This window comes from Roseateles sp. AC306 (assembly GCF_979253795.1).
The window spans coordinates 214,262-241,073 of the sequence record NZ_CEEDEB010000005.1 but is presented as its reverse complement, the minus strand read 5'-3'; the positions used below and the strand labels follow the sequence as shown (position 1 = coordinate 241,073).

Sequence of the window (26,812 nt, the reverse complement as noted above, 5' to 3'; positions counted from 1 at the left end):
CGCTCAGGGCAGCCTGAACATCGCCTTCAGCGCCGCCGCCAGTTCGACATGCGTGGCCTGGCGCGGCGCCTCGCCGCGTGGGCGCACCAGGGGCATGGCGGGGGAGCTGATGTCCTGCGACAGGTCGATACGGTCGTCGCGCAGCACGCGCCGCCAGGCGTCGAAGGCCGGCAGCAGGCCGGTGCGCGCAATGGCCGTGCCGTCCGACACCGCAGCGGCGCCCGGGGCCAGGCGGTCGGCCTCGATCGCCGTGGCGCCGTCCAGGCCCACCAGCAGCCGCCATTCGGCTTCGCGCCGTTCGTCCAGATTCCAGCGCCGCAACACCTCACGGCCGGCCGTCAGGTTGGCGGCATTGGCGCTCAGCGTGGGGTCGAACACCGGTGCCAGCGCCATCTGGAACACCGCGGCCAGGTTGCCGGCCAGGCCGAGCGCGGTGCCCTCGAGGTCGCTGCCCAGCGGGTCGACGGCGTCAAAGCCGGGCACCGGCTTCAGCGCTGCTTCGGCGGGCGACCAGGCGCCGCTGGGCGCGCCCACCTGCGCGCCGGTGCGGCTGCGCGGCGCGTGGCGCAGCCGGTAGGCGTCGTCTTCGTCGTCGGGGAGATCGCGCCAATCCTGCGCGCGCAGGTCGTGCAGGGCCCAGGTGGGCTGGTCGTCGCCGTGGTCGGCCAGGCGCACGGGCCAGGGCAGCTCGAAGCCGGCGGGCGTGACGACGCTGCCCTGCAGGCCGGCCACCGCGGCCTGCAGCTGCACCAGCAGCGCGGCGGCGTCCTGCACCTTGGGCAGCGTGACGGTGATGGGCGCTCCGGCGTTCTGCCGGAACTCCACCTGGCCCGCAGCCGGGCGGATCTGCCAGCCCGCGTCGCCATGCCAGAGCTTGAGCAGCGGGCGCATGCCGGCCGGGAAGCGCTGGCCCGCAAGGCCGACCGACTGCTGCCACAGTTGGTGGTCTGGGTAGACCAGCGCGCGTGCCGGCGGCAGCAGGCGCAGGTCGGCGCCGCTGAAGGCATCCAGCGTCAGCACCGGGTCGCGCCGGTCGCGCAGCATGGCAATGAGGCCGCCGCCCGCCGAGAGGCGCCAGGCCATCAGCGCCGCGCCGCCCATCAGCAGCCCGGTGAACAGCGCCCACAGGCCCCAGAAGGCACCGTTGCTGCGCAGGTTGGCTTTGCGGATCAGCAGGCAGAACAGCCAGCCGATCGACAGGCCCATCAGCGGCAGCGTCTGCATCAGGTACATGAACCCCGAGCCCGGCCGCCCCTTGGCGTAATGAACGATGCTGCGCACGAGGAAGTACAGGTCGGTGGCGACCCACGGCGCGAACAGCACGCCCCAGCGGATGCCGGCGTTGGCCGGCATCGTCACCGCAGCCACCACGGTGAGGGCGATGCGCAGCCCGCCAGCCACCGTGAACTGCACGAAATCGGCATCGCGCCGCGGCACCATGGCCCACAGCGCCAGACCGTAGGCAAAGGGCATGGGCGCGCCGGCGCCGAGCAGGAAGTTGGCGGCCTGGTACCAGCTCTTCTCGTCGCTGTCGTTCTCGGGCTCGTCGGGGCCCTTGCTGTCGTCACTGATCTTCAGCAGGCGGCCGCTGTGCTCGCCCAGCCGCGCGAACAGCACGCCGAGCGAGGGCGCCAGGAACACCGGCATCAGCACCAGGAACCAGATACCCATGCCCCAGTGCTGCTGGTGCAGCACCTTGGTCATGAGGCCGTAGCCTTCCTCGAACTCGTCGTCGGACAAGGTCGGCGCATGGTCGGGCGTGGTGTCCAGGCGCAGGGCCCGCATCGCGTCGGTGGCCACTTCGCGGATGGCCGCCACGAAGGCACGGCGCAGCGCGGCGGGCATCTCCTCGGGCAGCCATTCGAGGAAGGCGTCGGTTTCGGGCACGCGGTTCAGCAGCACGCGGCTGACCCAGGTCTCGGCAATCATGCGGTCGACCGACGGCGTGTCCGCCGGCCCGCGCGCCGCTGCGGCGCCGCGCAGCACCGGGCCGATGATCCAGTCGGTGGCCACGCCGCAGGCCAGGCCGGCGCAGAAGGCGCGCACCTCCTGCATGCGGTCGGCGTTGCCGGCGATCTCGGCATCGGCCAGCGCCAGCTGCGCAGTCCGCGTGATGACGGTCAGCGCGTCGGCCACCGTCACGGAGACGTCGGCATCGGCGCTGCCACGGCGCAGCGCGTCGCGCAGCCAGCCCGGGCCGGGCTCCAGGTAGTCCGCCCACTCCGGCAGGTCGAAGCCCATCGCGCCCAGCGCCGCCATGCGGCTGATGCTCGCGCCCGGGCCGGCGGCCAGCAGCGGCGCGCCGCCGCGCAGATGGCGTTGCGCGCCGCGCAGCAAAGCCTGCAGAGCGCGGTCGACATCCTGCAGCGCGTCGCCCGAGACGCCGCGGATGTCGGCGTCTCGCAGCAGGTCGGTCAGCCGGCGGTCGCAGGCCATGGCCACGGCCAGCGGCAGCGCCGTGGGAAGCGCACGCGGCGGCAGCTGGTCCACCGGCGGGTCGCCGAGCAGATTCACCACGGTGATGGCGCGCAGCGCGGCCTGTCGTTGCGCATCCGCAAGCGCCTGCACCGGCAGCGCGACATCGGCGAAGGGGTCGAGCTCGTGCGAGACCAGCGCCAGCAGGTACCAGCTCGCATTGCCGGCCAGCGCCGCCGGCGTGGGCAGCAGCGACGAATGCAGGTCGAAGGACGCGATGACCGGTTCGCGCGCTTCCAGCGGGCCCAGGCGCCGCAGGCCCACGGTGGCCCAGCCACCGCCGCTGACGGGCAGGCCGGCACGCAGCGCGCCGGCAAAGTCGGCCGGCAGCGGCGGCGGGCTGCCGGCGGCGGCCTGGGCCAGCAGCAGCAGCACGACGGCACCGGTGCAGGCATCGGCACCGATGTTCTGTACCTGCACATGCACGCGGTTGAGCACGCCCGAGGCGTGCGTGGCGACCTGCGCGCTGCGGTCCCTCAGCGCTGCGAAGCCGACATGGTCCAGGCCCAGGTTGGGCGACGACTGGTAGTCGCCGGCCACCGGCGCGTCGACGACGATGTCCGGGCTGGCCGCAGCTGCCACCGCGTTGCCGAGATGGTCGCGCCGGCCGGCATAGGTGGTGGCGGCCAGGCCGCGGTCCAGCAGGGTGTCGCGCACCAGCAGGCGCACGCGCGCCACCGGGCCGGGCGGCAGCTGGCGCTCGTAGGTGCCCCGGCCGTGGGTGGACACGCGCAGTGTGTTGCCGGGCAGCGCCTCCAGGTCCAGCAGTGGCGCATCGGGCAGGCCGTCGCTGGCCGGGTTCCAGGTGGCGCCCAGGTCGGTGCTGCGCCACAGGCCGATGTCGGCCGCCACATAGAGATCGCCGGCCACCGTGGCGATGGCGTTGTGGTTGACGTCCAGCAGGCTGTGCAGGGCGTCGCCGGCGCGCAGTGTCCAGGTGGTGGCGGTGACATTGCCGGCGCCGTCCAGCGTGAAGGTGCAGCGCCACACGCGCTGGCGCGCAGCCGTGCCGCCGACGCAGGCGTAGAAGGTGGTGGCGCTGCCGCCGGGGTCGCGGCACAGACCGGTGACGATGGGGGCAGGCAGCACGGGCGCGGGCGGCGGCGCGGGCACCGGCACGGGCAGCGGCCACGCGCCCTGCGCCAGCCGCTGCGGGGCGCGCCAGGCACCGCCGTTGCGTTCGTACAGGAAGCACTCGCCGCGGTCCGTGCCAGCGACGATGCGGTCGTGCGCCAGGAACAGCAGCGACGTGATGATCTGGCCGGCCGGCAGCGCATCGGCGGCGGCGTTGGCCGGCAGCGAGGCCCAGTCGCCCAGGTTGGGCGCCGGCGCGCCGCCGAAGGCATCGGTCAGCCACAGCCGCGTGCCGCCGATGGCGACGCGGTCGGCGCGCGCGGCCAGCGCGAGACTGGTCTCGGGCGGCGAGCCCACCATCGGCGAGTAGAAGCGGAAATTGGCCGATGCATCGTTCACGTCGATGCGCCGCACCGCGCCCGTGCCGCTGGCGGCGTAGCGGTAGAGCTCGCAGTTGGTGTAGCTGATGATCACGCGCGGCGCTAAGCCATTGAGCACATCGCCCCAGTGCCACACCGCCGCACCGCTGTCGCCCTGCAGCACCATGCGCCAGCCCGGCGTGCCCAGGCCCAGCGCGGCGCCGTTGTCCTGCGTGGACAGCAGCAGCAGCGCCGGTTCAGTGGGGTGGGAATCGACGCTGTTGCCCGACAGCGTGTTGAGCCCGCGGTTCAGCGCCACGAAGCGCGCGCCGGGCTGGTCCCAGCCGTCGCAGCGGAACAGGCCGCCGTCATTGCCGGTCCAGAGCTGGTTGCGGTCGCCCGGCGTGAAGACGAGGCGGTGCACGTCGGCATGGGCGCGCGCGCCGATGTAGGTGGCGGCCAGCGTCCAGTTGGTGCCGTTGGGTGCGACGGTGCAGGCCCAGATCGACGAGAACCAGTTGCCGCCGGCGGGCGCGAGTGCGTCGGCATCCGCCAGCACGGTGGCGCCGCCCAGCGCGATGGCGTTGACGTTGCCGGGGTCCACGGCGAGCGCCAGGTCGTACCAGCCCTGGGTACCTATCCAGGTGTTGCCCTGCAGGTCCACCGGCATCGGGCCTATCGTGCCCCAGCGCGCCGGGCCGGCGTCCCAGCGGAAGGCGTCGCCGTTGCGGCGGATCAGGTAGACGACGCTGGGGTCGTCTTCCTTGGTGGCGATGGTGCAGCGCTGGCCGGCCACCACGCCGCCCGGCAGCGCCGCCAGCGGCATGAACACCGGTTGGCCGGCCGTGAACGTCGCGTCGCCGCTGGTGAGGCTGTAGACCTGGCCGCCATCGGTCACTGCAAAGTAGGTCGTGACGCCGCCGGTGGCGGCCAGTGCCACGCCGGTGACGCGCAGGTTGTCGCTCGCGGCCGTCGCCACGCCACCGCCCACCGTGGTGGCGAACCACAGCCGCCGCCAGCGAAAACCGCCTTCGCCGTCAGCCTCGCGCAGGAAGGCGCCGGCCGACGTGGCCGCCATTGCGCGCTCGGGTGCATCGGGGTCCACCACCACGCCGTAGCAGCCGGCGCCCTGCAGCAGCGCGCCGGTCTGCAGCGCTGCGGCCGGCGGGATCACGGCCGGCAGCACCGCCGGGCCGGTGGAGACGGTGTCCTCGCGCAGCCAGTTGCGGCCACTGTCCAGCGACACCAGCAGGCCGACGCCGAAGTAGGCGCCCAGGTTGCCGAAGGGCTCGCCGGTGCCCACGAACACACGCTCGGGGTGGTCGGGGTGGATGGCCACCGCCGGGCAGGCCAGCGTGGTGCTGCTCAGCACCGCCGGGTCGAGGTCGAAGGCCTCCATGCAGGAGCGCCAGCTCGCACCGGCATCGGCGCTGCGCCAGACGCCGCCGTTGGCGGTGCCGATGTAGACGACGTCGCCGTGGCGCGACACGGCCACGCCCGGCGTGCGCCCGGCCACCGGCGGGCCGCCCTGGGCCAGGCCGTTGAGCATGGGCGCCGGGCCTATGGGCAGGAAGCGGCCGGGCGTGATGGTCGGGCCGCTGGCCGCCACCGGCACCAGCGCTTCGACGGTGATGTGGCGCAGCGCCACCTGCCGCAGCGCATCGGCCGCAGCACTGGCGTCGCTCTCGTCGCTGATGAGCGGGTCGTCGGCGTGGTGCACGGCGATGAAGAGGGTGTGCGCCGCATGGCCGGCGAGCGCACCGGGCGCCGGCAGCAGCGTCGATGGCAGCGCCACGGTGGCCACCTGCGGGTGGCCGGGGCGCAAGTCGGACACGGTGCTGAAACCCACTGTGCGCCAGCCGCCGGCGCCCACCGGCTGGCCGCGCCGCAGCTGCGCGGCCCAGCCCGCGGGCAGCGGCGGCAGCGCGCCATGTCGGCCCTCGGCGACCAGCACGGCCACCTGCACGTCGTGCGCCCAGCGGGCGCCGTTGTTGTGCACCAGCACCTGCACCCGCGTGACCAGCGGCTGGCTGGCCGTGGGCACATGCTCGCTGTCGTCTTGCGACAGCGCCAGGAAGTCGATCAGCGTGGGCCGGTGGTCGCCGGCGAAGCGGTAGGCGCCCTGCGCGTCGGGCGCGTCGCAGCGCACGTCGGGGCTGAGGCCCGGCGCCAGCATGACGGCACGCTGCGTCGGGTCGGGCAGCCCATGCACCGCCGGGCCCAGGCCCAGGTCGAGGGTGTGCTCGCGAACCAGCAGCTGCACCGGTGCCATCGTGACGGGCGGTACGGCGCCGGGCGCCCCCAGCAGGCGCATGAAGGAGCCGCGGCCATGCGTGGCGACGCGGATCAGCCGGCTCGGGCGGTGGATGACCAGGTCCACCGCAGCGGCCTCGGGCAGACCTTCGCCCCAGGGCTGCCACGTCGTGCCGCTGTCGGTGCTGCGCCAGACGCCCACGTCGGTGGCGACGTAGAGATGCGTCGTGTTGTCGGGGTCGCAGACGATGGCGCTGGCCTGCACGTCCAGCAGGCCGGTGGGGCCGGCCGGGCCGGAACGGTCGGTCCAGGTGGTGTTGTCGTAGTGCCAGACATGGCGGGTGTCGCCGCGCCCGCCCAGCGTCACGTAAATGCTGTTTCCCGTGGCGTCGGCGGGGTCGGGTTCGATGTCGGTGACCGGCGAGACGAGGGGCAGCATGGCCGCCCCTAGAGTGTCGATCTGCGTACGCACCCAGGGCCCCGGGTGCACCGCCTGCACATAGCGGTAGACGCCGCCGCCCACCGTGCCCGCATAGACGATGCCGAAGGCCGAGAAGGCGATGGCGCTGATCGCGTTGGGCAGCGCCGCGGCGGCGTTGTCCGCCGGCAGTGGCACCCAGTCGCCGGGATTGGTGACGGCGGGCGGCAGGTTGGGGCCGCCGAAGGTGTCGGACAGCCACAGCCGCCGCGCGCCGAAGGCCACCCGCGACGCATGCGCCGGCGTGCCCGACGGCGGCGCGATCGCCAGCGGCGCGTAGAACAGCGCTGCGTCGTTGGCATGGGCGGGCAAGCTGACGTAATGCCAGCTCGTCGGGCCGTTGCCGCCGTCGGTGCAGCGCAGGATGGTGCGCCGCGTGTAGGTCATCAGCACGCGATAGGGGTCGTTCCAGTCGACCACCGCGGCGCCGGCATCGCCCTCGGTCGTCAGCTGCCAGGCCTCGTCGCCGATGGCGCGCTGGCCGCCGTTGTCCTGCGTGGCGGCAAAGATCACCGCCGGCTCGGTGGGGTGCAGGGCCAGGTCGTTGATCAGCGCCGTGGCCAGCCCGCTGTTGAGCGAGCGGAACACGGGCGCGGCGGCCTGGGCGGTGTCGGTCTGGAAGACGCCGCCATCGCAGCCCACCCACAGCTGGCCGGGCAGCCCTCGCGGGAAGGCCAGCGCGTGCACGTCGGCATGGATGGTGGCGCCGATATAGACCGGCTGCGCATTCAGCGTGCCGCCGGTGCGGCGCACGCGAACGCGCCAGATGTGCGAGGACCAGACGTCGGTCGTCGCGCTGCCGGCGCCGCGCGGCAGGCCTGCGGCAGTGACCTTCAGCGTGCTGCCGCCGCAGAACACCGTGTCCACGTCGGAGGGGTCGACCGTCAGCGTCAGGTCGTACCAGCCCTGGGTGCCGACGAAGACACCGGCCTGGGCCGGCACCGGCGTCCAACCGACCGTGCGCCAGGGGCCGTTGCCGGCGGCGTCGGTGCGCAGGCGCATCAGGCTGCCGTTCTGCGTGATGGCGTAGACGGTGTCGGTGCGGTCCGGGTGCACGGCGAGCGTGACGCGCCCTGCGGCGGCCGGGAAGCCCGTGCCCACGACGCGCCAGGTGGCACCGTGGTCGCTGGAGCGCACCACCACGGACGGGCGGGCGGCGCCGTCGCTGCGCACGGCGGCGAAGAAGACGCCGCGCACGCAGACGACGCTGCTGACGCTGCGGTCCGGCGAACCGGCCACGCCAGTCAGCACCTGCTGCGCCCATTCGAAGCCGCCCAGCTTCGGCCGGCGCAGGTAGAGGCCGGCGCGCGTGGCGCCCGCCACCCGTTGCGGGTCCGACGGGTCAACCGCCAGTGCGAAGAAACCGCGGCCGGTCAGCACGGCACCCACCACGTCTTCACGGGTCCAGTGGCGGCCGCCGTCCTGCGACACCAGCGGGCCCACGCCCAGGAAGCTGTCGAGCGCGCCGAAGGCCTCGCCGGTACCGACGAAGACGCGCTCCGGGTGGTCGGGGTGGATGGCCACCGCGCCGCAGGCCAGGCTGTCGGCGCGACCGGTGACGTTCAAGGGGTCGTCGTCGCGCGGGTCCATCAGCGGGCGCCACGCCAGGCCCGCATCGTCGCTGCGCCAGACGCCGCCGTTGCTGGTGGCCGCATACACCACGTCGGCATAGCGCGACAGCGCCAGCGACGGCACGCGGCCTGACACCGCCGGGCGTGTGAAGGCCTGGCCATTGCGCATGACCGACGGGCCCACGGCCGTCCAGACAGACGGGACCGGGGTCGGGGCGGCGGGATCGGCGGCCATGGCGTGGGCTCAGCCTCAGCCGCCGTCGGCCGCGTTCTGCAGGCGCAGGCGGTACTCGCGCATCTGGTCGGCCAGCGACGGCGGCGTGCCGGGCAACTGCTCGGACGGGTCCACCGGGTCTGGCAGGGCGATCTCGTCTTCCACGTCCTTGGCCGGGTCCTTGGGCGTCATGGCGACGGCCCGCTGGCCCAGGAACCAGGCCTGGCGCTGCTGCGCGCCGCTGGTTTCGCTTTCGCCTTCTTCGGGATCGGGCATGGCAACTCTCCTCAGCCCTGCACGGGCCAACGCAGATGCAGCTGGCCGCCGGCCGGCACCAGCAGCGTGGGGAAGTTCAGCGCCACCAGCGTGCAGGCGACGGGGCGCTTGTCGACGTCCTGGAGGCGGTCGCCGTCGACGCGCAACCGCAGCGTGCCGCCGTTGGACAGCATGCTCTTCAGCGCGTCGGCACCAGCGCCGTCGGCGCGCCAGCGCAGCACGTTGGCGGACACATCGGCCACGCCGCTGACGAGCCGGCTGCTGCCGTTGCCGGAGATCGCCCAGGCCTCCACGAGCGTGGCGCCATGCAGCTTGACGTGGTTGGGGTCGAGGTTCACCGAGAACGTCAGCTGCAGGCCGCGCTCCTGGAAGATCGCAAAGAGGCTGGCGATGGTGACTGCCGACTCGGCAGGCACGAACTGGGTCAGGCGGCCGAGCTTGGGGTCCAGGCCCGGGCCGGCCGGGCCACGCGGGCCGGCGGCGCCTGGCGCGCCGGCCGTGCCAGTCGCACCGGCCGGGCCGGATGGTCCAGCCGGCCCAGGCGGACCCGCAGGGCCGGTTTCGCCCGCCGGCCCCCTGGTACCCGCTCTCCCGGCAGGGCCGGTCTCACCCGCCGGGCCGGCGGGACCGATTTCCCCCGCCGCGCCGGGTCGACCGGCCTCGCCTGCCGGGCCAGGCGGGCCTGCGTCTCCTGCGGGGCCCCGTGGACCGATCTCGCCTGCGGCGCCCGGCGCGCCGGCTTCACCCGTCGGGCCGGGCGGGCCTGCATCGCCAGCCGCACCCCGTGGGCCGGTCTCGCCCGCAGCACCGGGCGGGCCAGCTTCGCCGGCCGGGCCAGCCGGGCCAGTCTCACCCGCCGGGCCGGGCGGACCTGCGTCGCCGGTCGGACCCGGTGGGCCGTTCTCGCCCGTAGCGCCGGGCGGGCCAGCTTCGCCAGCCGGGCCAGCCGGGCCGGTCTCACCCGCCGGGCCGGGCGGACCTGCGTCGCCGGTCGGACCCGGTGGGCCGTTCTCGCCCGCAGCGCCAGGCGGGCCAGCTTCGCCGGCCGGGCCAGTCGGGCCGGCCTCACCCGCCGGGCCGGGCGGGCCCGCGTCGCCCGTCGGACCCGGTGGACCGTTCTCGCCTGCGGCGCCTGGTGGGCCTGCTTCACCAGCAGGGCCGGGAGGACCGGGTTCGCCCGCCGGCCCGGCCGGACCTGCCTCGCCTGTCGCGCCGGGCGGGCCGGCGTCACCAGTCGCGCCCCTTTCACCGCTGGCGCCGTCCGCGCCGGGCGCTCCAGGTGCTCCGGGTTCCCCTGGCGGGCCCGCGGCGCCGTCGGCACCCGCAGGCCCGGGTGGGCCGGCTGGGCCGGCCGTGCCCGTGCTGCCTTCGCCGTCATAGCGCCAGCGGCCGGCGTCGTCCTGGTAGAAATCGCCGCTGTGGCCATGGCCGGCGGGCACGAGCCAGAGGGCTGGCGCCTGGGTCGCGGCGGCACCGGCCTCGGCGCGCTCGATGCGACCGATGGCAATGGCGTCCGGCGGCACCGCCACCTCCAGGCCTTGCAGCGCCACCCGGGTCTGCGTACGGACCAGCGTGGGCTGCTCGTCCAGGCGCAGCGTGGGCTCGTCGGTGTTCTCCCCGGCCACCACCACCGACCATGGGCCGGGGCCTTCGGGCAGCGTCAGCGGCAGCTCGGTGGGCAGCTCCAGCCGAATGCCGGCAGCGGTGAAGGCGACGCCGGGCGACAGCGTGATGCCGCCATCGCCAGCGCTCAACTTCAGGCCCCAGGCGATGCGGCCCAGGCCCAGCGCCGTGCGCAGGTCCAGCACGGCCTGGGCGAGGCTTTGCTGAAGGTGTGTGAGGTGGGCCGGCACCACACGCATGCCGTCGCGGAACAAGGTGTGGGCATCGGTGGTCATGGCTTCTGGTAGTAGACGGTGGCAGCGTTGATGGTCACTTGCCCGGCGGTGTGCAGGCGCAGCCGCAGCTGCAGCGCGTTGCCGGCAATCTCGCCGCGCGCTGCGGTGGCGGCGAGGGTGGGCGTCAGCGTCACGGTGCCGGTGGAGGCCGACGGCGTGACGCCCGCCGCCACCTGGGGCGCGCCGCTGCCGGCCAGCAGCGGCACCACGGCCGGGCGCAGGTCGTCGCTGCGCGGCGTGCCCAGCAGGTGCAGCCGGCCGCAGGGCACCACGGCGTTGGCGCCACGGCGTGCCCGCACTGCCAGCGGCCGGAACGGCGGGCCGGGCAGGCTGCGGCGCAGGCGCACGCTGTCGGGGCCGGTGTCATCGATGGCCTGGGTCATGGGCCAGTCGCAGCTGCCGCGCGTGCAGGCCAACTCCACCCACCAGGTGGCCCCGGGCTTGGTCTTCACCGGCTTGGCGAGCGCGATCGCTACCCAGCGCAGGCCGCCGGCCGGGTCGGCCGCCACGTCGGCGGGCAGGAAACGCGCGCCCGGCACGGCTTGCGCGGGTTGTTCCAGGTCACCCTGGTAGAGCACGGCGGCGATCTCGGCGCCACCGAAGCCGGCCGGCAGCAGCAGCGGCAGCCGCACGCCGGTCACGTCGGCCAGCGGCGCGAGCCAGCCAGCAGGCAGGCGCGCGGCATAGCTGTGGCCGGGGTCCAGCACCAGGCGCGCATCGGTGTTCTCGGGGCCGTCGGGCACGGGCCAGGCGCGCCACGAGGGCAGCCGGCCGGACAACGTGAGGTCCACCTGGCGCACCAGCCAGGCGCCGGCATCGGCCGGCAGCGGCAACGCAGCGTCGAGTTCGGCTTCGGTGTCGGCGCCCAGTACCAGGCCCGAGGGCGGCAGGGCGACGACATGGGCGCGCACGAAGGCGATGGACAGCGCCAGCCCCATTTCGCACGGCGTCGCCGAGCGCAGCGTGACGACTGGATCGGGCCCCCGCGCCAGCGCGGCCTGCAACTCGGCCGCCAGCGGCACGCTGACGCTGTACTCGGCGGTGCCGCCGACGTCGGGTACGGTCAGGCGGGCGGGGCCGGGGCGCGACCAGACGGTGACGCCGTTCACCTCCAGCCGCAGGTCGGTCGGCAGGCCGGGCATCTCGATGGTCTTGTCGGCCAGGTCGGTGGCGTTGACATTGGCCGAGAAGGTCAGCTCCAGCCTTTCGGTCTGCACCTCGGCAAAGCTGACGAAGCCGGTGGTGCCGCCGGACGGGATGCCGTCGGCCATGTAGGTGAAGCCGTCGCCGGCCCATTTGCGCACGTCCAGCAGCGTCTTGCCCGGCGGCAGCCCCAGCGACGAAACGGTGCGCAGCGCGCCGAAGTCCAGCACCACGGTCTGGCCGCTCTGGCCCTGGCGCACCTGGGCCACGCGGCCGATCGTGATGCTGCTGGCTTCGCGAACGGTGATGGCCGCGCTGGCCGACGTGACCACCGCATCGGCCGGCAGCGTGGCCGTACGCTGGGTTTCCACGTCGCCCAGCTTGAACAGGGAGACGAGGACAAGCGGCACGGTCTCGTACACCACGCCGGTGCCCCAGCCCACCTCCATGCCGACGACGCCTGTGGCCATGGGGTCCGGCTCAGTCGGCTTCGGCGTTGAAGGTCTGAGCGGCGCCCAGCACGCTCATGACACCGTCGACGTCCTCGCCCACCTCAACGCCCTTGGCCGCCAGGCTGCGCGTGAACTGCGCCTGTTCCGCGTCGCTCAGCTTGCCGGCATCGGCGTACTTCTCCATCAGCGCGTTGACGGTGAGGTCGTCCTTGACGAGCTCGTCATAGATCGTGCCCAGCTGGCGGCCCTTGAACTGGGCCGTGGCGCCGACGACGACATCCGCCAGCAGGCTGCGGCCATTGCCGAAGACGACGTTGACGACCGCGCCGCGCACCGCCTGCGTGCCCGCCTTGGGGGTCTGCGACAGCACGCGTGGCGACTGGTAGATGGCCTCGATGGGACCGATCTTGGCCTCGTCGATCACCACCTCCTTGACGAGGGCGGACTTGCGCACCGCGAACGCGCTGGCCTTGCTGTCCCCGACGACCTTGACCGCCGAGAGGCCGAAGTTGGTATTGATGGTGGCCATGGTTCAGTTGTCCTTCTTGACGAGGGTGGTGCCGAGCTTGAGACCGACCTTGGCCAGCGCGGCGGCGGCTTCGGATTGCGTCAGGCCGGTGAGGTTGGGCACGGTGACGTTGGGCGTCTCCAGCTCCGCGCTGACGACCAGCCGCACCTGGGCGTTGCCGGCGGGCACGAGGGCGCCGGGCGGTGGCTGCTGCACCAGCACGACGGCGGTCTGGAAACGCGTCGGCGGGTTGGCCTTGGGCACCGTCTCTCCCGAGGTGTCGAGGATGTTGTCCAGCGTCAGCCCGGCCGCCGCCAGCGTGGACAGCGCCTGCAGCACGCTGCGCCCGAACAGGTCGGGCATGGTCTTCTGCGTGACCGTGAGCGCCACGCTGGCCGTGGTGGCTGCCGGCACGGAAACGTCGACGCTGACATCGGCGCAGCCGGCGGCGCTGATCTTCAGGCTCCAGGTGCCGTCGGTCAGGCCGGCGAGCTGGTGGGCGGTCTGGCCCGGGAAGGGCGCTATGGCCGCAATGGCGCGCCCGCCGCCTGCCGGCACTGCCACCACGCGCGCGTCGGGCCGTGGCTGGCCGGCGGCGGTGACGGTCACCGCCACGGCGTTGCCGCCGAGCGCGTTGACGGCGTCGTAGAGCGCATCGACGGCGACGATGATCGCGTTCCAGGCCTGCGCGGTGACCGGGCGACCGGGTTCGGCCTGAACGAGGGCCGGCTTGGGGATGCTCATGGTCGGTCCTGCCTTGTGTGGTGCATTCAGACGGTGACGGGCGCCGGCACCGCGACGCGGGTGCCGTGGATGATCAGACCCTCGGGCTCGGCGCTGGCGATGTCGCGCAGCACGCCTTCACCCAGGGTCCACAGGTCGTCGGCGTAATCCACGCCGAGGTAGATGCCGGCCGGCCGCAGGCGGTCCAGCGCCAGGCGTATGCGTTCGCGCAGCGGCGTCTCGCCGTCGACGTCCAGCACGGAGAAGCGGCGCGGCAGCCACAGCGTGCAGGTGTAGGGTTGGCGCTCGCGCCAGGCGAAGCCGACGTTGGCGGCGGGCTGGTCGGCGGCATCGGCGGCCAGAGAGCCGTCCCAGAAGCCGGCGGCGAACACGGGCTGCGTGTCCTGCCCTTCGCTGGCGAAGACGGCCTCGCGCACGAAGAAGCGCAGCCGCGTCGTGCCCACCCTCAGCGTGATCGGCGGCGTCAGGCCGCCGCCGTGCGGCAGCGGCGCGTCCAACGCCGTGGCCACGGGTTTGCAGACGCCGAAGCGGGCGGCGCGGTCGCCGAAGGCGTCTTCGGCCGCCGCGTCGGCGAAGACGAAATCGATGCCGGGCACGGAGGCCGCCTCATCCGCGAACACGCCGCCGTCGATGCTGAACGCCAGGTTGCTGACGTCCGTGCCGTCCAGCTCGACGATGCCCGATGAGCGCCAGCGCAACTCCTGCCCGTCGTCGATCCGGCCGGCGTAGACGACGGCGTGGCCCAGGCCCACGTCGACCACCATGGGCCAGATGCAGCGGTCCTCGCGCGCAACGACGATGGTGTCGCAGGGCACCGGCCCGAAGCCCAGCCGCTCCACCGTGAAGAGATCGCGGTGGCGACGCGGCACGGGCTCGATGTCGACGTCCTCCTCGGGGTTTTCTTCCAGCGCCAGCAGGTCGATGCGTGGCGTGGGCGCGCCGGCCGGGCGCAGGCGCTCGGTCGCGTCCAGCAGATGCCAGAAGTCGTCGCTGCTGCGGCGCAGCCGGCCCGGCTGCAGGCCCAGCAGCGCCGCCGCGCCGCGCAGCAGCGCGCCGCAGCTGCCGTTGCCTTCGCGATGCACGGCGATGAGGTCGATGACGACGCGGCGCTGCGCATCGACCAGCGCCGCGTTGAGGCCCAGCGCGGCTGTTGCCTCGGCCATGCGCGCGAGCACGGCGGCGTCGCTCTCGCCCGCCGCGGCCGGCCAGGCCTCGGGTGCCAGCGCCAGCAGGTCGGGCAGGCTGGCCAGCGCCGCGGCCTGGGTTGTCGTGTCGCCGCCCAGCGCGTCGGCCGCTGCCAGCGCCGCCGCCACGCGCAGGCGCACCGGCTCCAGCAGGTCGGCGCGCATGGCGTGCAGCGCGGCCAGCAGCAGCAGGTCGGTGCGCTCCTCGGCCTGCGGCAGGCGGTGCGCGCGGCGGATGCGGCCCAGGTCGGCCAGCATGCGGTCCAGGTGGCCGGCCAGGCCGTCCACGACATCGCCGAACAGCGTGCCGGGCGCGTCCAGCGCCAGGTGGCGTGGGAAGCGCGACAGGATGGTGGCGGCGCGCGTGGAGACGTTCATTGATGCACCCTTCGGCCTGCGGCCTGTCCCGCCCAGCGGGAGCGAGCTTGCTTGGGGCGGCCCGGCGCAGCGCTCATGCCGACACCGTCTGCTCGGTCACCGCCAGGCTGCGGATCCAGGGTTGCTGGCTGGCGTCCAGGTCCAGCGTCATGTCCTGGGCGATGGTTTTCAGCCCTTCGTCCATGAACTCGGCGCGGTAGGTGGCGGTGCCGACGTGGTAGTCCTCCTGGTCGGGCAGCATGCCCAGCAGCGCAGCGGGCGTGATGTCCACTGCGCTGGCCGCCAGCGCCGCGCCCAGGCGGGCCAGCAGGTCGCCGCGCACGCGGCCCAGTTCGGCGCCGGCGTCGCGCGCGGCGTACAGGCCGTGGCGCTCGACCTCCAGCGTGATGTCCAGCGCCACCAGCGCGCCGCGCATCGTCAGCTCGAAGCCCGCGACGGCCAAGCGCGCGCGGCGGGTGGCCGGCGTCATCAGATTGGTGCGGCCACGTCGGTCCCCGTCGGCCAGGCCGGTGGACCAGGGAAACAGCTCGAAGGAGATGTCCTGCACGCCGTCGACCGCCATCGCCGCTGCTACCAGGCGGTTGTAGACGACCACGCCGCCGATGCCCAGTTCGTCGATAGCCGCATCCAGCGCGGCCTGCACGGCCGCCGACAGCGCCTGCTTGGCAGCAGCGTCCAGGCTGGCCCCGGCCGGCGTGACGACCACCTTCATGCCGACGTCGAACCACACGTCTTCCGACACCGGCACCGGCGCGGGCGTGATCTCGGCCGGGTCCTGCCCCGCCCCCGGGCCTATGCCGATCTCGGCCTCCTCCGGCACGACGAGGTTGTGCACGACGCGAACGCCGGCAGGGCGCACGCGGTGGATGGCCTCCAGCGCCTCGCGGGCGTGGGCGGCGTCCAGGTCGGCGGCGATGGTGATGGTGATGGTGCCGGGCGCAGAGACGTGGTCCTCGGCCACCAGCACGTCCTGCGAGCGGATGCCGGCGATGGCCGTCAGCGCGCCGACGATGGCGCCGGGCGTGGCCGCGCCGCCGGTTTCCAGCGCGCGTGACATGCGGCGGCGCAGCGCCTCGTCGGTCTCGGCCGCGCCGGCAAAGCCCAGGTCCTGCGGGTTCACCGCCGCGGCGATGCCGAGGATGGGCCGGTGGATGACGGTCAGCGTGCCAGCGCGCGCCGCGCCGGTCGGGCCGTCAACCAGCGCCGTGACCGGCACCGAGACCGACAGCGCCCCGGCGCGCAGCGTGCGGTCGTCGCGCGTCTCGACCGTCACCGGCGGCACCTCGGCCGAGCTGATGCGTGTGCCGGCGGGGATGGCGATGTCTGCCGGCGCCGGCGTGCTGCGGCTGAACACCACGTCGCCGGTGGCGGCGCTGCGCATGCGCCGCGGCACGCCGACGAGGGCGCCGAGCTGGTCCAGGTCGCGCCCTTCGGCGGTGTCGATGAAGGCGGCCTCGTAGACCGATTCGAGCTGGCGCGACAGCACCGCGTATTCCCGCGCGAACGACTCGGCCAGCGTGCGCACCACCGAGCCGGGGTTACGGTCGGTCAGGCGCGGCGCCGGCACGGTGCCGGGGCGGCGCTCATAGCTGACCCAGAAGCGGCTGCCCAGGTCGGGCAGGGCGACGCCGGGCAGCGGCAGGCCGTCGGGCTGCAGGCGCCAGGCCAGCACGCCCTCGTCGCTGACGTCGAGGTCGGTGCCGGGCATGAAGCGGTGATAGTCGCCGTCCACCAGCCCGTGCAGGCGCACGCTGGCCGGCAGCGCGTCGGCGCCCAGGCCCAGCTTGAACGGCGCGCGTTCGGGCAGGTAGGCGAACTCCTCGCGCACTACGCCGCCGGTCAGCGAACTCAGCAGGTCGTCGACGAACACGCCATACGGCTCGGCCGCGAAGCTCATGCATTGGTCTCCAGGCTGAACGGCACCACCAGATTGCGCGGGTCGTCGTGGTCGATGAGGCGCACCGTGGCAGTGATGCGCACGGCGCTGCGGTTGCCGGGGTCGGGCAGCACCTGACAGTCCAGCACGCGGTCGATGCGCGGCTCGTGGCCCAGGCACTCCAGCACGTGCAGCTTGATGAGGTGGCGGGTGCGCTGGTTGTTGGGTTCGCCGATCAGCGTGTGGTGGCGCGAGCCGTACTCGGGGTGGCCTAGAGCGGCCAGCTCGCCCTGCTGGGTCTTCAGGCGGGTGATCAGCAGCTGGTCGGCGGCGGCCAGGTCAGAGACGACGGCCACGTCCTTCAGGCCGGGCTTGCGCTGCACGTCCAGGTCGCCCTCTTCCCACCAGCCCGAGGCACCGCCGAACACCAGCCCCAGGTCGCGGCCCAGGCGCTGCATCAGCACGTCGAGGTCGGCACGCGGCGGCTTCATGGCGCGTTCCCGTCGGTGATCCACGGTGCCGCCGGCGGGCCCAGGATGGTCAGGATGCCCGGGCCGGCCGGGATCTTGTCGCCCATGCGCACTAGGCCCTGCCCGGCGATGGTCACGCCGGTGCTGACGCCGCTGGGCGGGATGGGCAGCGGGTAGGGCACGCCGCTGACCGAATTGATCATCTGGCAGATGCTGCCGGCCGTGGCCAGAGGCATGCCGCCGGCCATCGCGGCCGTCTGCATGACGGCGACGATGACGCCCGTGTCCGGCGGCCCCGCCGCGCCGGGCGAGAGCATCACGTTGCAGCCGATGGAGACGGGGCTTCCAGGCATGGGTGTCACGCAGGATTGAAAGAAGTGGTGCCGGCGATGGAGACGCTGCCGCCCTTCAGCGTGGCCGAGGCGTCGCCCTGCACGGTGACGTTAGGGGCTTTTAGCGTCGCGCCGCTGCCGCCTTCCAGGCTCAGTGCCCCGGCCGCCTTCAGCGTCATGTCGCCGCCGGCTTCTATCGTGATCGCGCCGTCTGCGGCGATGCTGACCTTGCTGCTGCCCAGCGTGATCGTCAGCTCGCTGTCCTTGAGCGTCATCGTGTGGCCGCTGGGCAGTTCGATGTGCAGGCGGCGCAGGGCATCGTCGGCGTCGTCGGGCACCTTGTAGACCAGCTCGGCGGCCTTGGCGTCGGGCGGCGGCGTGGCGCTGTCGTGCAGCATGCCCAGCAGCACCGCCTGGTCCAGGTCGCCGTTGATGAAGCCCACCACCACCAGGCTGCCTTCGCGCGGCAGCGCCGACAGGCCTGGCCGGCCGGCGGACACGGGCACCTGCTGAAGCTCCAGCGCCGAGTTGTTGAGCCGCACATTGACGGACAGGTGGTGCTCGCCGCCACCGCCGTCGTTGCTGAACAGCTGCGTGACGACGCCCAGCTCCAGCCCGCGATGGGCGTCGAGCTGGTCGCGCACGATGGCGCGGATCGCGGGCACGATGCGGCTCATGCTGCACCCTCGAAATCAATCCAGGTCGCGAAGCCGTCGGCGTCCAGCACCTGGGTGACGGCGATGACGCGGGCGTCGATGTCGCCGTCGGGCAGGTCGGCCAGCGTGATGAGGTCGCCCGGGCGCAGCTTGGGCTGGCCCCAGCACAGCGCCTCGCCCTGCACGGTGCGGCGCGCGGCGGCGTCAGTCAGGGCCTGGCTGGCGCTGCGCACGCTGTTGCGGTCGCGCAGTGCGCCGCTGACAAAGGCCTCGCGCTCCGGCGTGTCGCCAGCGGGTGAGGCCAGTGGCAGATGCCATTGCTCCGCGCCGGCCTCGCTGGCCGCACCGGCAGGGCCTGTCGGTGGCACGGCCGGGCCGGCCTCGACGGCCGCAGCGCGCCAGGCGATGAGCTCGGCGCCGCGGCGCAGCGTGGCGCTGGCGGGGCCGGTCCTGGGCGGGCGCACGTCCAGCGCGCCGACGGGGGTGCTGGCCACGTCGCAGCCCGCCAGCTGGGCCAGCCGCACGAGATGGGCCCAGCGCGAGCGACGGTCGTCGGCATGGAAGACCGCCACATCGAGGTCGGCGCCCACGGTGCCGGCATCGACGCCGGCATCTCCCAGCATGTCGTTGACGATCTGCGTCGCGCCCTGGCCCACCCAGGCCTGAGCGGCGCGGCGCTGCGCCAGCTTCCACGACGGCGCGAAGCATTCGACCCAGGCACCCTGCGGGCGGCGTTCCACACGCACGGCGGTGCCGGTGAACACGTCCTCGGGTGCGCCGTCGAAGCCCAGCGCCAAGGCCACCTGGCCGCCGGGCGAGGGCACGTTGCGTGACAGCGCATGCAGCTCAAGCCAGCAGCGGTCGTGCGCCGGGCCCAGGCCCAGCGTGACCTCGGCGCGCAACAGCGCGGCCTCGGGCGCGGTCAGCGCTTGGCCGTCGAGGGTGATGCGCGCCGCGGGCGTGAAGCGGCTCATGACGCGTCGGGCTCCAGGCCTTGCCGCCGCACCTCGGCCAGCAGCACGCGTTCGAGCGTGCGCGTGAATTGCAGATCGCTGACCACGGCCTGCGGGCGGGGCAGGTCGGTGCCGAAGGCGGCGGGCAGGTCGGCAAACGACAGCGGCGTGCCAGGCGCCGACGGCATGGGGGCGAACTCGGCGGCCTGCGGCGGCATGAAGTCGGCGGGCGGTGGCGGCGCATCGCCGCCGGCGGACTGCGCGCCGGGCCAACGCTGCAGCAGTTCGGCCAGTGCCGAAGCGCGGCCGCGCGGTGCAGGCAGCGCGGTGGCGTCCGGGCGTGCGGCGTCGGCGTTCACCGGCGGTTCGGGCAGGGGCCGTCGCGCGATGGCTGCGCCAGCGGCAGGTTCCGCCAGTGCATGGCGCAGCGGCACCGGTACCGGCAAGGCTTGCCTTGCGGACTGTGGGGCCTCAGCCGATGCCGCCGACGGTGTCTTCGCGACCCGGGGGGCGGCCAGCGAGCGCAGCTGGGCGCTGTCCAGCAGCGGCGCGTCGGCCGCCGTCGCGAAGCGGGCGACCAGCGCCTGCACCGCCGCGGCTTCCAATGCCGGGACACCGCTGGCTTCACGCGCCTTTGGCAAGGCCGGCCAGGGCATGGGCACGCGCTCGACCAGGCCGGGCGCAGCCGGGCGCGGGCGCCAGCGCGGGGCATCGGTCAGCGTTGCCCCTTCAGTTGGCTGAGAGTGATGTGGTGGCAACCCCGCCGCAGCCGGCGGCTGCCGTGGCAGGCGCGCAGCGGTGCCGGGGCTTGCCGCAGGACGGCGTGAGCGCGGCGCCGCGCCATGCTCCGCCACGGCCTCGGCCGCCACCGCGTCGCGCTGCAGGGATGCGAACGGGTCGGGCGAGAACGCCGCCAGCTGCAGGTCGGGCGCCGCCAGCACGCCGTCCACCGGCGCGGCCAGCGGCGCCCAGCGCGCGCCGGCCAGGCGGTCCAGCAGCAGCTTCAGCGGGCGGGTGGCGTTCTTCATGTCAGCGCCGCTCGCGGGCGGCCATTTCCAGGTACAGCAGCACCTGGCCGACGCTGAGGTTGGCGCACTGCTCGGCGGTCCAGCCGAACTCGCGCGCCAGCGTGAAGCAGGCCTTGGCCAGCGGGGCCTGCACGGCCTGCTCCAGCTCGTCGGCACTGATGGCCAGGCCGCTGATGCGGTTGACCTCCAGCAGCAGGTGCTGCACCAGGCCGGCATGCAGACGGTTGGCTTGCTCGACGCTGATCGCCGGCTCCACCAGCGCCTGCTGCACCATCAACACGCCGGTGAGATGGCCGTCGTCCCTGGCGGCCTTGGCGATGCGCGCCAGCTCCGCCAGCCGCAGCGGGCGCAACACCACCTCGCCGGGCGGCGTATCGGCCGGCGCGGCCGGGTCCAGCACGCGCGCCGGCACGGCCACGCGGTGCGTGGCGCCGCCCGCTAGCAGCAGGTCTTCGGCGCTTAAGCTCATGCCGCCGCCGCGTCTTCAGCCGCGACCCACAGGCCCTTGAACGTGACCTCTTCCATGACGAAGTCGTCCTCGGGCATGGAGAAGCTCCAGCCGTCCAGCTTGACGCCGTGCACCGTGACGGTGGCGCTGTTGCCGGGGAAGGCGGCGTTCTCCATTCGCAGGCTGAGGTTGAACGTCGGGCTGACGAAGCCGCCGGCTGGGCGTGTGCCGGCGCCGCCTTCGCCCAGCATCAGCCGCAGCAGCGCGCCGTTGACGTGGGCGCGGCCTATCGTGCCGGTGATGTTGACGTTGCCGGAGCGCAGCTCCGTGGCGTAGCGCTGACCGATCTCGTGGAAGGGCCGGATCTCGCTGACCACGCGCACCGTCACGCCGGTGGCGCGGCCGATGGGTGTGAGCTGGTAGGTCTCGGCGATGCCCTTGGCGGCATCGCCCTCGGGGCCGGCTTCCACGGCCACGCTGATGGAGCCGTCCAGGCCGGTGAAGGTGTGGGTGTTGGGCATGTTGGTTCGCTCCTCACTGCAGGTTCATCGTGACGCGGATGAAGTCGATGCTGAACGTGGGCATCAGCGTCATCGTGACGGCGCAGATGCCGCGGATCTCCTGCGCGCGGGTGGCGGACACGTCCAGCTGGTAGCCGACGAGCATCTCGTCGACCACCATCTGGCTCAGGAAGCCGTCGAGCGTGGCCTTGAGCGCGGCGCGCACGCGGGCGTTGTTGAGGCGGCCGATGTAGGGGTCGCTGCCCAGGCGCACGCCGGCCTTGGCGTAGTCGACGATGCGGCGCACGCTGATCTGCGTGAACGCCGCGTTTTCGGTCGTGATGCCCTTGACCACCTGGAAGCCGAACTTCTGCCGCACCAGCAGCACGCGGGCCTGCAGCAGCTTCTTGTAGTTGGTGGTGTTGTAGGCGCCGAGCAGGCCGTCGATGGGCAGCGTCTTGTTGGTCAGGCTGATGTGCGGCGCCAGCGTGGCCAGCTTGCCGGCCACCACGGCGGCCAGGTAGCTGGGCGGCAGCTCCACGGCCTTGCCGTCGGCGGCGTCGGTGGCCTTCAGCCCGGGGGCGACGAGCACGATGCGGTCGTCGTTGAGCGTGGCGATGTCGGCCTCGACGTCCGCCAGCGCCGCGCTCTTGGCGCCCAGCACGGCGATGCGCTCGCGGCCCTCGTTCTCGGTCGCCTCCAGGTGGGCGCCGATGGCGCCCTTGGCCTGGTCGGCGCCGAAGCCGGCCACCAGCACGATGTTGACCGGCTGGTCGGCCAGCAGCGCCAGGCCGGCGGCCAGGTCGGCGGCGCTGACATTGGCGCCGTCGGTGCCGCCCGCCAGCGGTGTGCTTGCCGCCACCGATACCGGTGCAGCGGCGCCGTTGGACAGCGCGCCCACGGTGACCAGCGTGCTGGCGGCCAGTGCGGCATGCAGGTCGGCGGTGGTGGCGCCGCTGAATTCTTCCTTGGTGTTGGCGATGGCCAGCTTCAACACCCAGGGGTCGGCGGCGGCGGCCTGCGTCAGCGTGTAGCGGATGCCGTTGGCCCAGCTGCCGGCGTCCCTGGCGGTCATCGTGAAGCCGGCGGCGTCACCGGCGGTTCGGATGTCGGCCGTGGCCGTGACCGGCGTGCCGTTGGCGATGCGCACTGCATAGACGGAGCGCGCGCCGCCGGCGAAGGCCTGCTCCAGCGTGCGCACCAGCGACAAGGGGTTGCCGGCCAGCCGCGGCGCGGCCAGCGCGTCGTAGAGGCCGAAGGCGTCCAGCGCGTCGCTGTAGCCGCCCAGGGCGACGACCTCGCCCACCGGCCCGCGCGCGGCGGTGCCGACGATGCCGATGTTGCCGGTGGCGATGGAGCCGACACCGATCAGGCCTTCGGCCCTCACCTCGATGTAGGTGGATGGGAGGATCATCTCGGCGATGGCTTCGCTCATGTTGCTTCCTTGTCGAGGGTGAAGGTCTCGGGCTGCGCGCCTGCGTGCGGGGTCAGCGTCACCGCGATGCTTTGGATCGGCCCGCCGCCGGTGACGATGCGCGGGTCGGCGTACTCGAACTTGCAGCGCCAGCGGATGCTGCGCGTGAGCGTGTTGCCACCCGGCGCGCCGGGCACGGTGGGCGCCGCCATGGCGCCCCAGGCGCTGGGCTCCAGCTGCGACAGGCCGGCGATGCCGTGGCCTTCCATCGTGCTGGCCAGCAGGCGGCAGAGCGCATCCAGCGCGGCGGCGCCGACGGCGAACACGTCGGCTTGCAACGTGGCGAGCAGGCGCACGCTGTCGCTCTCCCACTGGCCGATGAAGTAGCTGGCCTGCAGCGTGCCGGTGGCGGCCAGCGCCGAGCCGAAGGTGGCTATTGCCGTCGTGCGGTCGACCTGCACCTCGCCCGCCCCGGGCACGCCGTCCACCAGCGTGAAGGTCACGTTGCCGCGGCGCAGCACCACCGCGGCGGGTGCGAGCGGGCCGATGTCGCCACCGTCCGGGTCCACCAGCGGGCCATGCGGCAGCTGCAGCGTGCGCCGGTCGGCGCTGAGCAGCTCGACCGTCTCGTCAGGGAACACCAGCACCGGATTGGTCAAGGAAATGCTGGTCTGCAGCTGCAGCGCGCCGGTGGTGAGGCCGAGCGGCTGTGCGCCCACGCCGGCACCCAGCGACTCGGCCTCGGCGACGCTCAGCACGATGGCCGGCAGGTCGGCCACGGCGCGCGGCATGGCGCTGCCGATGTTGACGGTGGGCAGCGCCGCGGTCAGGCGGGCGGCGACGGCGTCGATGAGGCGGTGCAGCAGCATGGTGGTCAGTCGTTCAGGCCGCTGTCATGCGGGCAAGGCCGATTGCAGGTCGCCGAACGCGTCTTCGGTGGACAGCAGGCCTTCGTCGAGCTGCTGCACCAGGCCGTGCAGGGCGTCGAGCACCGGCTTGAGCAGGTTGCGCACGTCGATGCTGGCCACCGCGCTGGCGAAGTCGTGGTGCACCGAGACGACGCCGGCAAACAGCACCGTGGGCCGCACCACGCTGCCGGGCGCGGCGAGCTCCGCCACGGCGGCCTTGAAGGCATTGATGGCGGTTCGTGCCGGCGCGAGCGGGTCGTAGCTGCCCAGGTGTTGCTGCAGCTCGTCGAAGGCCGTGAGCACATCGCCCAGCAATGCCTGCGGCGACAGCGACGCAACCTGGCCGCGCACCGCGGCGTGGATGGCCACGAGCTCGGCGACGACGGGCGCCAGGTCGATGCGCGCCAGGATGGCCTGCAGCGCGGCAATACCTTCCTTGAGTGGCGTCACGAGGCCGGTGACGACGAGGGCGTCGATCTTGGCCTTGAGCGCGTCCAGCACCGGCTGCAGCGCCGCCAGCACGCGCGACGGGCGCATCGCGGCCAGCAGCTCGGCGAACACGGCCCCCATGTCGCGGCCCACCGGGTCGACACCGAAGCGGCGCACCAGGCCGAGCAGCTGGTCCTTGATCGCGGCCAGCGGCAGCAGGCCGGCGCGCAGGCGGTCGCGCGCCAGGTCGGTGTGGCTGAAGCCCGAGCTGGCCAGCGGCAGCAGGGCCGCCGTGCCGGCGCGGGCCACAGCCAGCAGGCGGCCTGTGCCGGCGGACAGCGGGGCCAGGCGTTCGGCCGGGCTGGCGGCCAGCACGGAGGCAAAGCGCCGACGCAGCACATGGTCGGCCGGCAGCGCGTTGAGCGCGGCAACCAGCTGTGTGTGCATGGGCGTCAGCCGGCTGACCGTGCCGGTCACGTCGGTGGCCTGAAGGGCATCGGCAATGGCCTGCAGCTGCGTCCTGGCCTCGACCATGCGCGCCTTCACCTCGGCCGCCGCACCGCCGGCATCCAGCCAGCGCTGCACCGTGACCCAGCTGGCCGGCGACACCGGCACCACCTGCTGCACCAGCATCGCAACCAGCGAGCCGATGGCGCCGCCGCCGGGCACGTCGCGCAGGCCATTCAGCAGCAGCTGGTAGCCGGCCTCCAGGCGCGGCACCAGTTCGCCCAAGTCCACGCGGTCCAGCACGCCGCTGAGCTGGGCGTGGGCCTGGTCCAGCGTGTCGGCCCAGGTGGACAGGCCGAAGGCCTGGTCGATCTGCGTGCGCAGGGCGGTGATGCGGTCGGCCACAGGCTGCAGCACAGTGGCGGGGTTGGCCTGGTCGATCAGGGCCAGCACCTGCGCGAAGGCGTCCTCGACCGGGCCGAGCACGGCGGTGTGCAGGTCGATGGCGGCGATGCGCCGTTGCACGTCGGCGATGGCGTCCGTGGCGGGCTTGAGCAGCGCGTCCGGGTCCAGTGCCAGCAGGGGCTGGATCAGGTCTTCGTCGAAACGGCGCTCCAGGTCGGCCAGCGGCTGGGTCGGGTCGATGCTGGTCAGGAAGGCGACCAGCTGCTCGTGAAACACCGCCACCTGGCCGAGCACGTCAGTGTCGAACTCGTTGAGGATGGCGTCGAGCTGCGTGGTCAGCGGTTGCCGCACCTGGCTGGCGAAGTCGATGGCGCGCACGGTGGCGCAGACCTCGACCAGCTTGGCCTTCAGGTCGTCGGGCAGGATGTCCACCGGCACCAGGCGCAGCGCGTCGGCGGCCGTGCTCATCACGTCGCGCGAAGTGTCGAAGAAGGGCTCGAGGCGGATGCGATTGAGCTCACCGGCCACGGTCTCTATGCCGCCCTGCAGATCGCGGATCTTGCCGGGCAGGTCGAGGGCCTGCACCGCCGTGGCGAGGCTGTCGAAAGCATCCTTCAACGCGCCGGCTGCCGTGAGGATGGCATTCTTCGCGGTCGTGATGGCCTGCTGCGCCAGCTCCAGTGCGTCGCCGATGGCGCTCATCGCCGTGGCGAGCAGGGCGTCCAGTGCCGCCAGGGCATCGGCCAGTGGCTGTATCACCGCGCGCACCGCATCGGCCAGCGGGCGCAGATCGACCGCCAGCACGGCATCGCGCACCGTGTGCAGCGCGGTCGTGACGATGCCGACGCCGCTACCTATGCCGTCGGCCACGGTGTTCAGGCCGCTGGTCAGGCTGCCAATGGCATTGCGCACGGGCGCCGACAGGGCCGCGGCATCGATGGCGTTGATCGCCGTCACCAGTTGGCCGACCAGGGCCAGGGCCTGGTCGATCTGCGCATCCAGCCCGCCGCCGGCCGCACTGCCGGCGCCTGAAATGACCGGCGACAGCCGGCCCGCCAGGTCGGCGCATAAGGCCTGAAGCGGCTCAGGCCCGACCGATGCGAGCAGCGGCTCGAGCGCCGTGAGCTGCAGGGCGATGCGCTGCGGGTCCTCGTAGGCCAGCGTCACCTCGGCGGTGCCGACGGCGTCTTCCAGTTCACGCACGGCCAGCACCAGTTCGCGCGCATAGCCGGCCACGGCCTGCTGCACGGCCGCGTCGTCGGGCCGCAGGGCCACGTGCGCGAGCAGCGGGTTGCCGGCCCAGGCAGCCAGCTTGGTCAGGCGGCCTTCGCGCAGCGGCGCGAGCCTCTCCCACACCAAGGCGGGCGCCTGCTGGATGACGCGCGAGCGGCCCTCCACGGCCATCAGCCCGCCGGCCAGCGTGATGAAGCTGGTGATGCCGCCGCCCCAGGTGCCCAAAGCCGCGAGCGGGCTCTCGGGCAGCGCCGGCAGCAGGGCGCGGCCGAGCGCGACGACGCCTTGCACCGCGCTGTCCTGCGCGCCCTCGGAGACGCCGCCCAGCACGCGCTGCAGCTTGGCCAGGCCATCGTCGCTGCCGCCGGACACGCGGCTGGTGATGCGCTGCAGGATGGCGGCCGGGTCGGCCCCGGCCAACTGCTCGGCCTGGCTGGCCAGCTGCAGCAGCGGCGCGACCATGCCCGACGGGTCCAGCCCGCCGGCCACGCCGGTGAGCTGCCCGGCGATGCGGCCCCCCGCAGCCTGCAGCGGCCCGGCGTCCACGCCCAGCCGCGACGTGATGCCGGACAGGCCGCCCAGGTCGATGGCCGGCAGGCTGACGCCGACGTTGAAGTGACCACCGATCGCGCCCACCGCCGAGCCGGTGTCGGCGACACCGAGGCGGTCACGAAGACCTTCGACGAGGGCGCAGTCGCTCATGGCG

The 26,812-nt window shown here is 73.5% G+C and carries 18 protein-coding genes; all 18 read right to left on the bottom strand.

Annotated elements, in window-relative coordinates:
- Positions 1–3: 3 nt before the first annotated feature.
- A complete protein-coding gene (locus AC0IZJ_RS13170; protein WP_471850376.1) occupies positions 4–8,445 on the bottom strand; it encodes a WD40/YVTN/BNR-like repeat-containing protein in 8,442 nt (2,813 codons plus the stop codon).
- Positions 8,446–8,460: 15 nt separating this feature from the next.
- Entirely contained in the window at positions 8,461–8,700 is a 240-nt protein-coding gene (locus tag AC0IZJ_RS13165) for a hypothetical protein (protein ID WP_471850374.1), read from the bottom strand.
- Between the two features lie 11 nt (positions 8,701–8,711).
- Entirely contained in the window at positions 8,712–10,598 is a 1,887-nt protein-coding gene (locus AC0IZJ_RS13160; protein ID WP_471850372.1) for a collagen-like domain-containing protein, read from the bottom strand.
- The gene (locus AC0IZJ_RS13155) at positions 10,595–12,211 is read right to left on the bottom strand and encodes a hypothetical protein (protein WP_471850370.1); all 1,617 of its coding nucleotides are present in this window, start codon (positions 12,209–12,211) and stop codon (positions 10,595–10,597) included. Before AC0IZJ_RS13155 ends, AC0IZJ_RS13160 begins: the two co-directional genes overlap by 4 nt.
- 10 nt (positions 12,212–12,221) lie before the next feature.
- On the bottom strand, positions 12,222–12,722 hold the full coding sequence (locus AC0IZJ_RS13150) for a hypothetical protein (RefSeq protein WP_471850368.1): 501 nt from the start codon (positions 12,720–12,722) through the stop codon (positions 12,222–12,224).
- A gap of 3 nt (positions 12,723–12,725) precedes the next feature.
- The gene (locus AC0IZJ_RS13145; protein ID WP_471850366.1) at positions 12,726–13,445 is read right to left on the bottom strand and encodes a PASTA domain-containing protein; all 720 of its coding nucleotides are present in this window, start codon (positions 13,443–13,445) and stop codon (positions 12,726–12,728) included.
- 26 nt (positions 13,446–13,471) lie between these two features.
- The gene (locus AC0IZJ_RS13140) at positions 13,472–15,007 is read right to left on the bottom strand and encodes a hypothetical protein (RefSeq protein WP_471850364.1); all 1,536 of its coding nucleotides are present in this window, start codon (positions 15,005–15,007) and stop codon (positions 13,472–13,474) included.
- Between the two features lie 73 nt (positions 15,008–15,080).
- Positions 15,081–16,904 carry a baseplate J/gp47 family protein gene (locus tag AC0IZJ_RS13135; protein WP_471850362.1) on the bottom strand — a complete coding sequence of 608 codons (1,824 nt, stop codon included), beginning with the start codon at positions 16,902–16,904 and terminating at the stop codon, positions 15,081–15,083.
- Positions 16,901–17,374 (bottom strand): GPW/gp25 family protein, encoded by a 474-nt coding sequence (locus tag AC0IZJ_RS13130; RefSeq protein WP_471850360.1) that lies wholly within the window; start codon positions 17,372–17,374, stop codon positions 16,901–16,903. The genes AC0IZJ_RS13135 and AC0IZJ_RS13130 overlap by 4 nt, the downstream gene beginning before the upstream one ends.
- Positions 17,371–17,706, bottom strand: a complete 336-nt coding sequence (locus tag AC0IZJ_RS13125) for a hypothetical protein (protein ID WP_471850359.1) — start codon at positions 17,704–17,706, stop codon at positions 17,371–17,373. Before AC0IZJ_RS13125 ends, AC0IZJ_RS13130 begins: the two co-directional genes overlap by 4 nt.
- 5 nt (positions 17,707–17,711) lie before the next feature.
- Entirely contained in the window at positions 17,712–18,362 is a 651-nt protein-coding gene (locus tag AC0IZJ_RS13120) for a hypothetical protein (protein WP_471850357.1), read from the bottom strand.
- Positions 18,359–19,315, bottom strand: a complete 957-nt coding sequence (locus AC0IZJ_RS13115) for a hypothetical protein (protein WP_471850355.1) — start codon at positions 19,313–19,315, stop codon at positions 18,359–18,361. Before AC0IZJ_RS13115 ends, AC0IZJ_RS13120 begins: the two co-directional genes overlap by 4 nt.
- Positions 19,312–20,322: a hypothetical protein gene (locus AC0IZJ_RS13110; protein WP_471850354.1), complete on the bottom strand. Its 1,011-nt coding sequence runs from the start codon at positions 20,320–20,322 to the stop codon at positions 19,312–19,314. Before AC0IZJ_RS13110 ends, AC0IZJ_RS13115 begins: the two co-directional genes overlap by 4 nt.
- A 1-nt stretch (position 20,323) precedes the next feature.
- Positions 20,324–20,791 carry a hypothetical protein gene (locus tag AC0IZJ_RS13105; protein WP_471850352.1) on the bottom strand — a complete coding sequence of 156 codons (468 nt, stop codon included), beginning with the start codon at positions 20,789–20,791 and terminating at the stop codon, positions 20,324–20,326.
- On the bottom strand, positions 20,788–21,291 hold the full coding sequence (locus AC0IZJ_RS13100; protein WP_471850351.1) for a phage tail tube protein: 504 nt from the start codon (positions 21,289–21,291) through the stop codon (positions 20,788–20,790). The genes AC0IZJ_RS13105 and AC0IZJ_RS13100 overlap by 4 nt, the downstream gene beginning before the upstream one ends.
- A 13-nt stretch (positions 21,292–21,304) precedes the next feature.
- The gene (locus tag AC0IZJ_RS13095) at positions 21,305–22,705 is read right to left on the bottom strand and encodes a phage tail sheath C-terminal domain-containing protein (protein ID WP_471850349.1); all 1,401 of its coding nucleotides are present in this window, start codon (positions 22,703–22,705) and stop codon (positions 21,305–21,307) included.
- The gene (locus AC0IZJ_RS13090) at positions 22,702–23,553 is read right to left on the bottom strand and encodes a hypothetical protein (RefSeq protein ID WP_471850347.1); all 852 of its coding nucleotides are present in this window, start codon (positions 23,551–23,553) and stop codon (positions 22,702–22,704) included. Before AC0IZJ_RS13090 ends, AC0IZJ_RS13095 begins: the two co-directional genes overlap by 4 nt.
- Positions 23,554–23,577: 24 nt before the next feature.
- A complete protein-coding gene (locus AC0IZJ_RS13085; RefSeq protein ID WP_471850345.1) occupies positions 23,578–26,808 on the bottom strand; it encodes a hypothetical protein in 3,231 nt (1,076 codons plus the stop codon).
- Positions 26,809–26,812 lie beyond the last annotated feature (4 nt).

What these genes read in the sequence shown, in the direction of transcription:
- AC0IZJ_RS13170 (WP_471850376.1), bottom strand. Translation starts at nt 8,445, where the DNA reads ATGGCCGCCGATCCCGCCGCCCCGACCCCGGTCCCGTCTGTCTGGACG.
- AC0IZJ_RS13165 (WP_471850374.1), bottom strand. Translation starts at nt 8,700, where the DNA reads ATGCCCGATCCCGAAGAAGGCGAAAGCGAAACCAGCGGCGCGCAGCAG.
- AC0IZJ_RS13160 (WP_471850372.1), bottom strand. Translation starts at nt 10,598, where the DNA reads ATGACCACCGATGCCCACACCTTGTTCCGCGACGGCATGCGTGTGGTG.
- AC0IZJ_RS13155 (WP_471850370.1), bottom strand. Translation starts at nt 12,211, where the DNA reads ATGGCCACAGGCGTCGTCGGCATGGAGGTGGGCTGGGGCACCGGCGTG.
- AC0IZJ_RS13150 (WP_471850368.1), bottom strand. Translation starts at nt 12,722, where the DNA reads ATGGCCACCATCAATACCAACTTCGGCCTCTCGGCGGTCAAGGTCGTC.
- AC0IZJ_RS13145 (WP_471850366.1), bottom strand. Translation starts at nt 13,445, where the DNA reads ATGAGCATCCCCAAGCCGGCCCTCGTTCAGGCCGAACCCGGTCGCCCG.
- AC0IZJ_RS13140 (WP_471850364.1), bottom strand. Translation starts at nt 15,007, where the DNA reads ATGAACGTCTCCACGCGCGCCGCCACCATCCTGTCGCGCTTCCCACGC.
- AC0IZJ_RS13135 (WP_471850362.1), bottom strand. Translation starts at nt 16,904, where the DNA reads ATGAGCTTCGCGGCCGAGCCGTATGGCGTGTTCGTCGACGACCTGCTG.
- AC0IZJ_RS13130 (WP_471850360.1), bottom strand. Translation starts at nt 17,374, where the DNA reads ATGAAGCCGCCGCGTGCCGACCTCGACGTGCTGATGCAGCGCCTGGGC.
- AC0IZJ_RS13125 (WP_471850359.1), bottom strand. Translation starts at nt 17,706, where the DNA reads ATGCCTGGAAGCCCCGTCTCCATCGGCTGCAACGTGATGCTCTCGCCC.
- AC0IZJ_RS13120 (WP_471850357.1), bottom strand. Translation starts at nt 18,362, where the DNA reads ATGAGCCGCATCGTGCCCGCGATCCGCGCCATCGTGCGCGACCAGCTC.
- AC0IZJ_RS13115 (WP_471850355.1), bottom strand. Translation starts at nt 19,315, where the DNA reads ATGAGCCGCTTCACGCCCGCGGCGCGCATCACCCTCGACGGCCAAGCG.
- AC0IZJ_RS13110 (WP_471850354.1), bottom strand. Translation starts at nt 20,322, where the DNA reads ATGAAGAACGCCACCCGCCCGCTGAAGCTGCTGCTGGACCGCCTGGCC.
- AC0IZJ_RS13105 (WP_471850352.1), bottom strand. Translation starts at nt 20,791, where the DNA reads ATGAGCTTAAGCGCCGAAGACCTGCTGCTAGCGGGCGGCGCCACGCAC.
- AC0IZJ_RS13100 (WP_471850351.1), bottom strand. Translation starts at nt 21,291, where the DNA reads ATGCCCAACACCCACACCTTCACCGGCCTGGACGGCTCCATCAGCGTG.
- AC0IZJ_RS13095 (WP_471850349.1), bottom strand. Translation starts at nt 22,705, where the DNA reads ATGAGCGAAGCCATCGCCGAGATGATCCTCCCATCCACCTACATCGAG.
- AC0IZJ_RS13090 (WP_471850347.1), bottom strand. Translation starts at nt 23,553, where the DNA reads ATGCTGCTGCACCGCCTCATCGACGCCGTCGCCGCCCGCCTGACCGCG.
- AC0IZJ_RS13085 (WP_471850345.1), bottom strand. Translation starts at nt 26,808, where the DNA reads ATGAGCGACTGCGCCCTCGTCGAAGGTCTTCGTGACCGCCTCGGTGTC.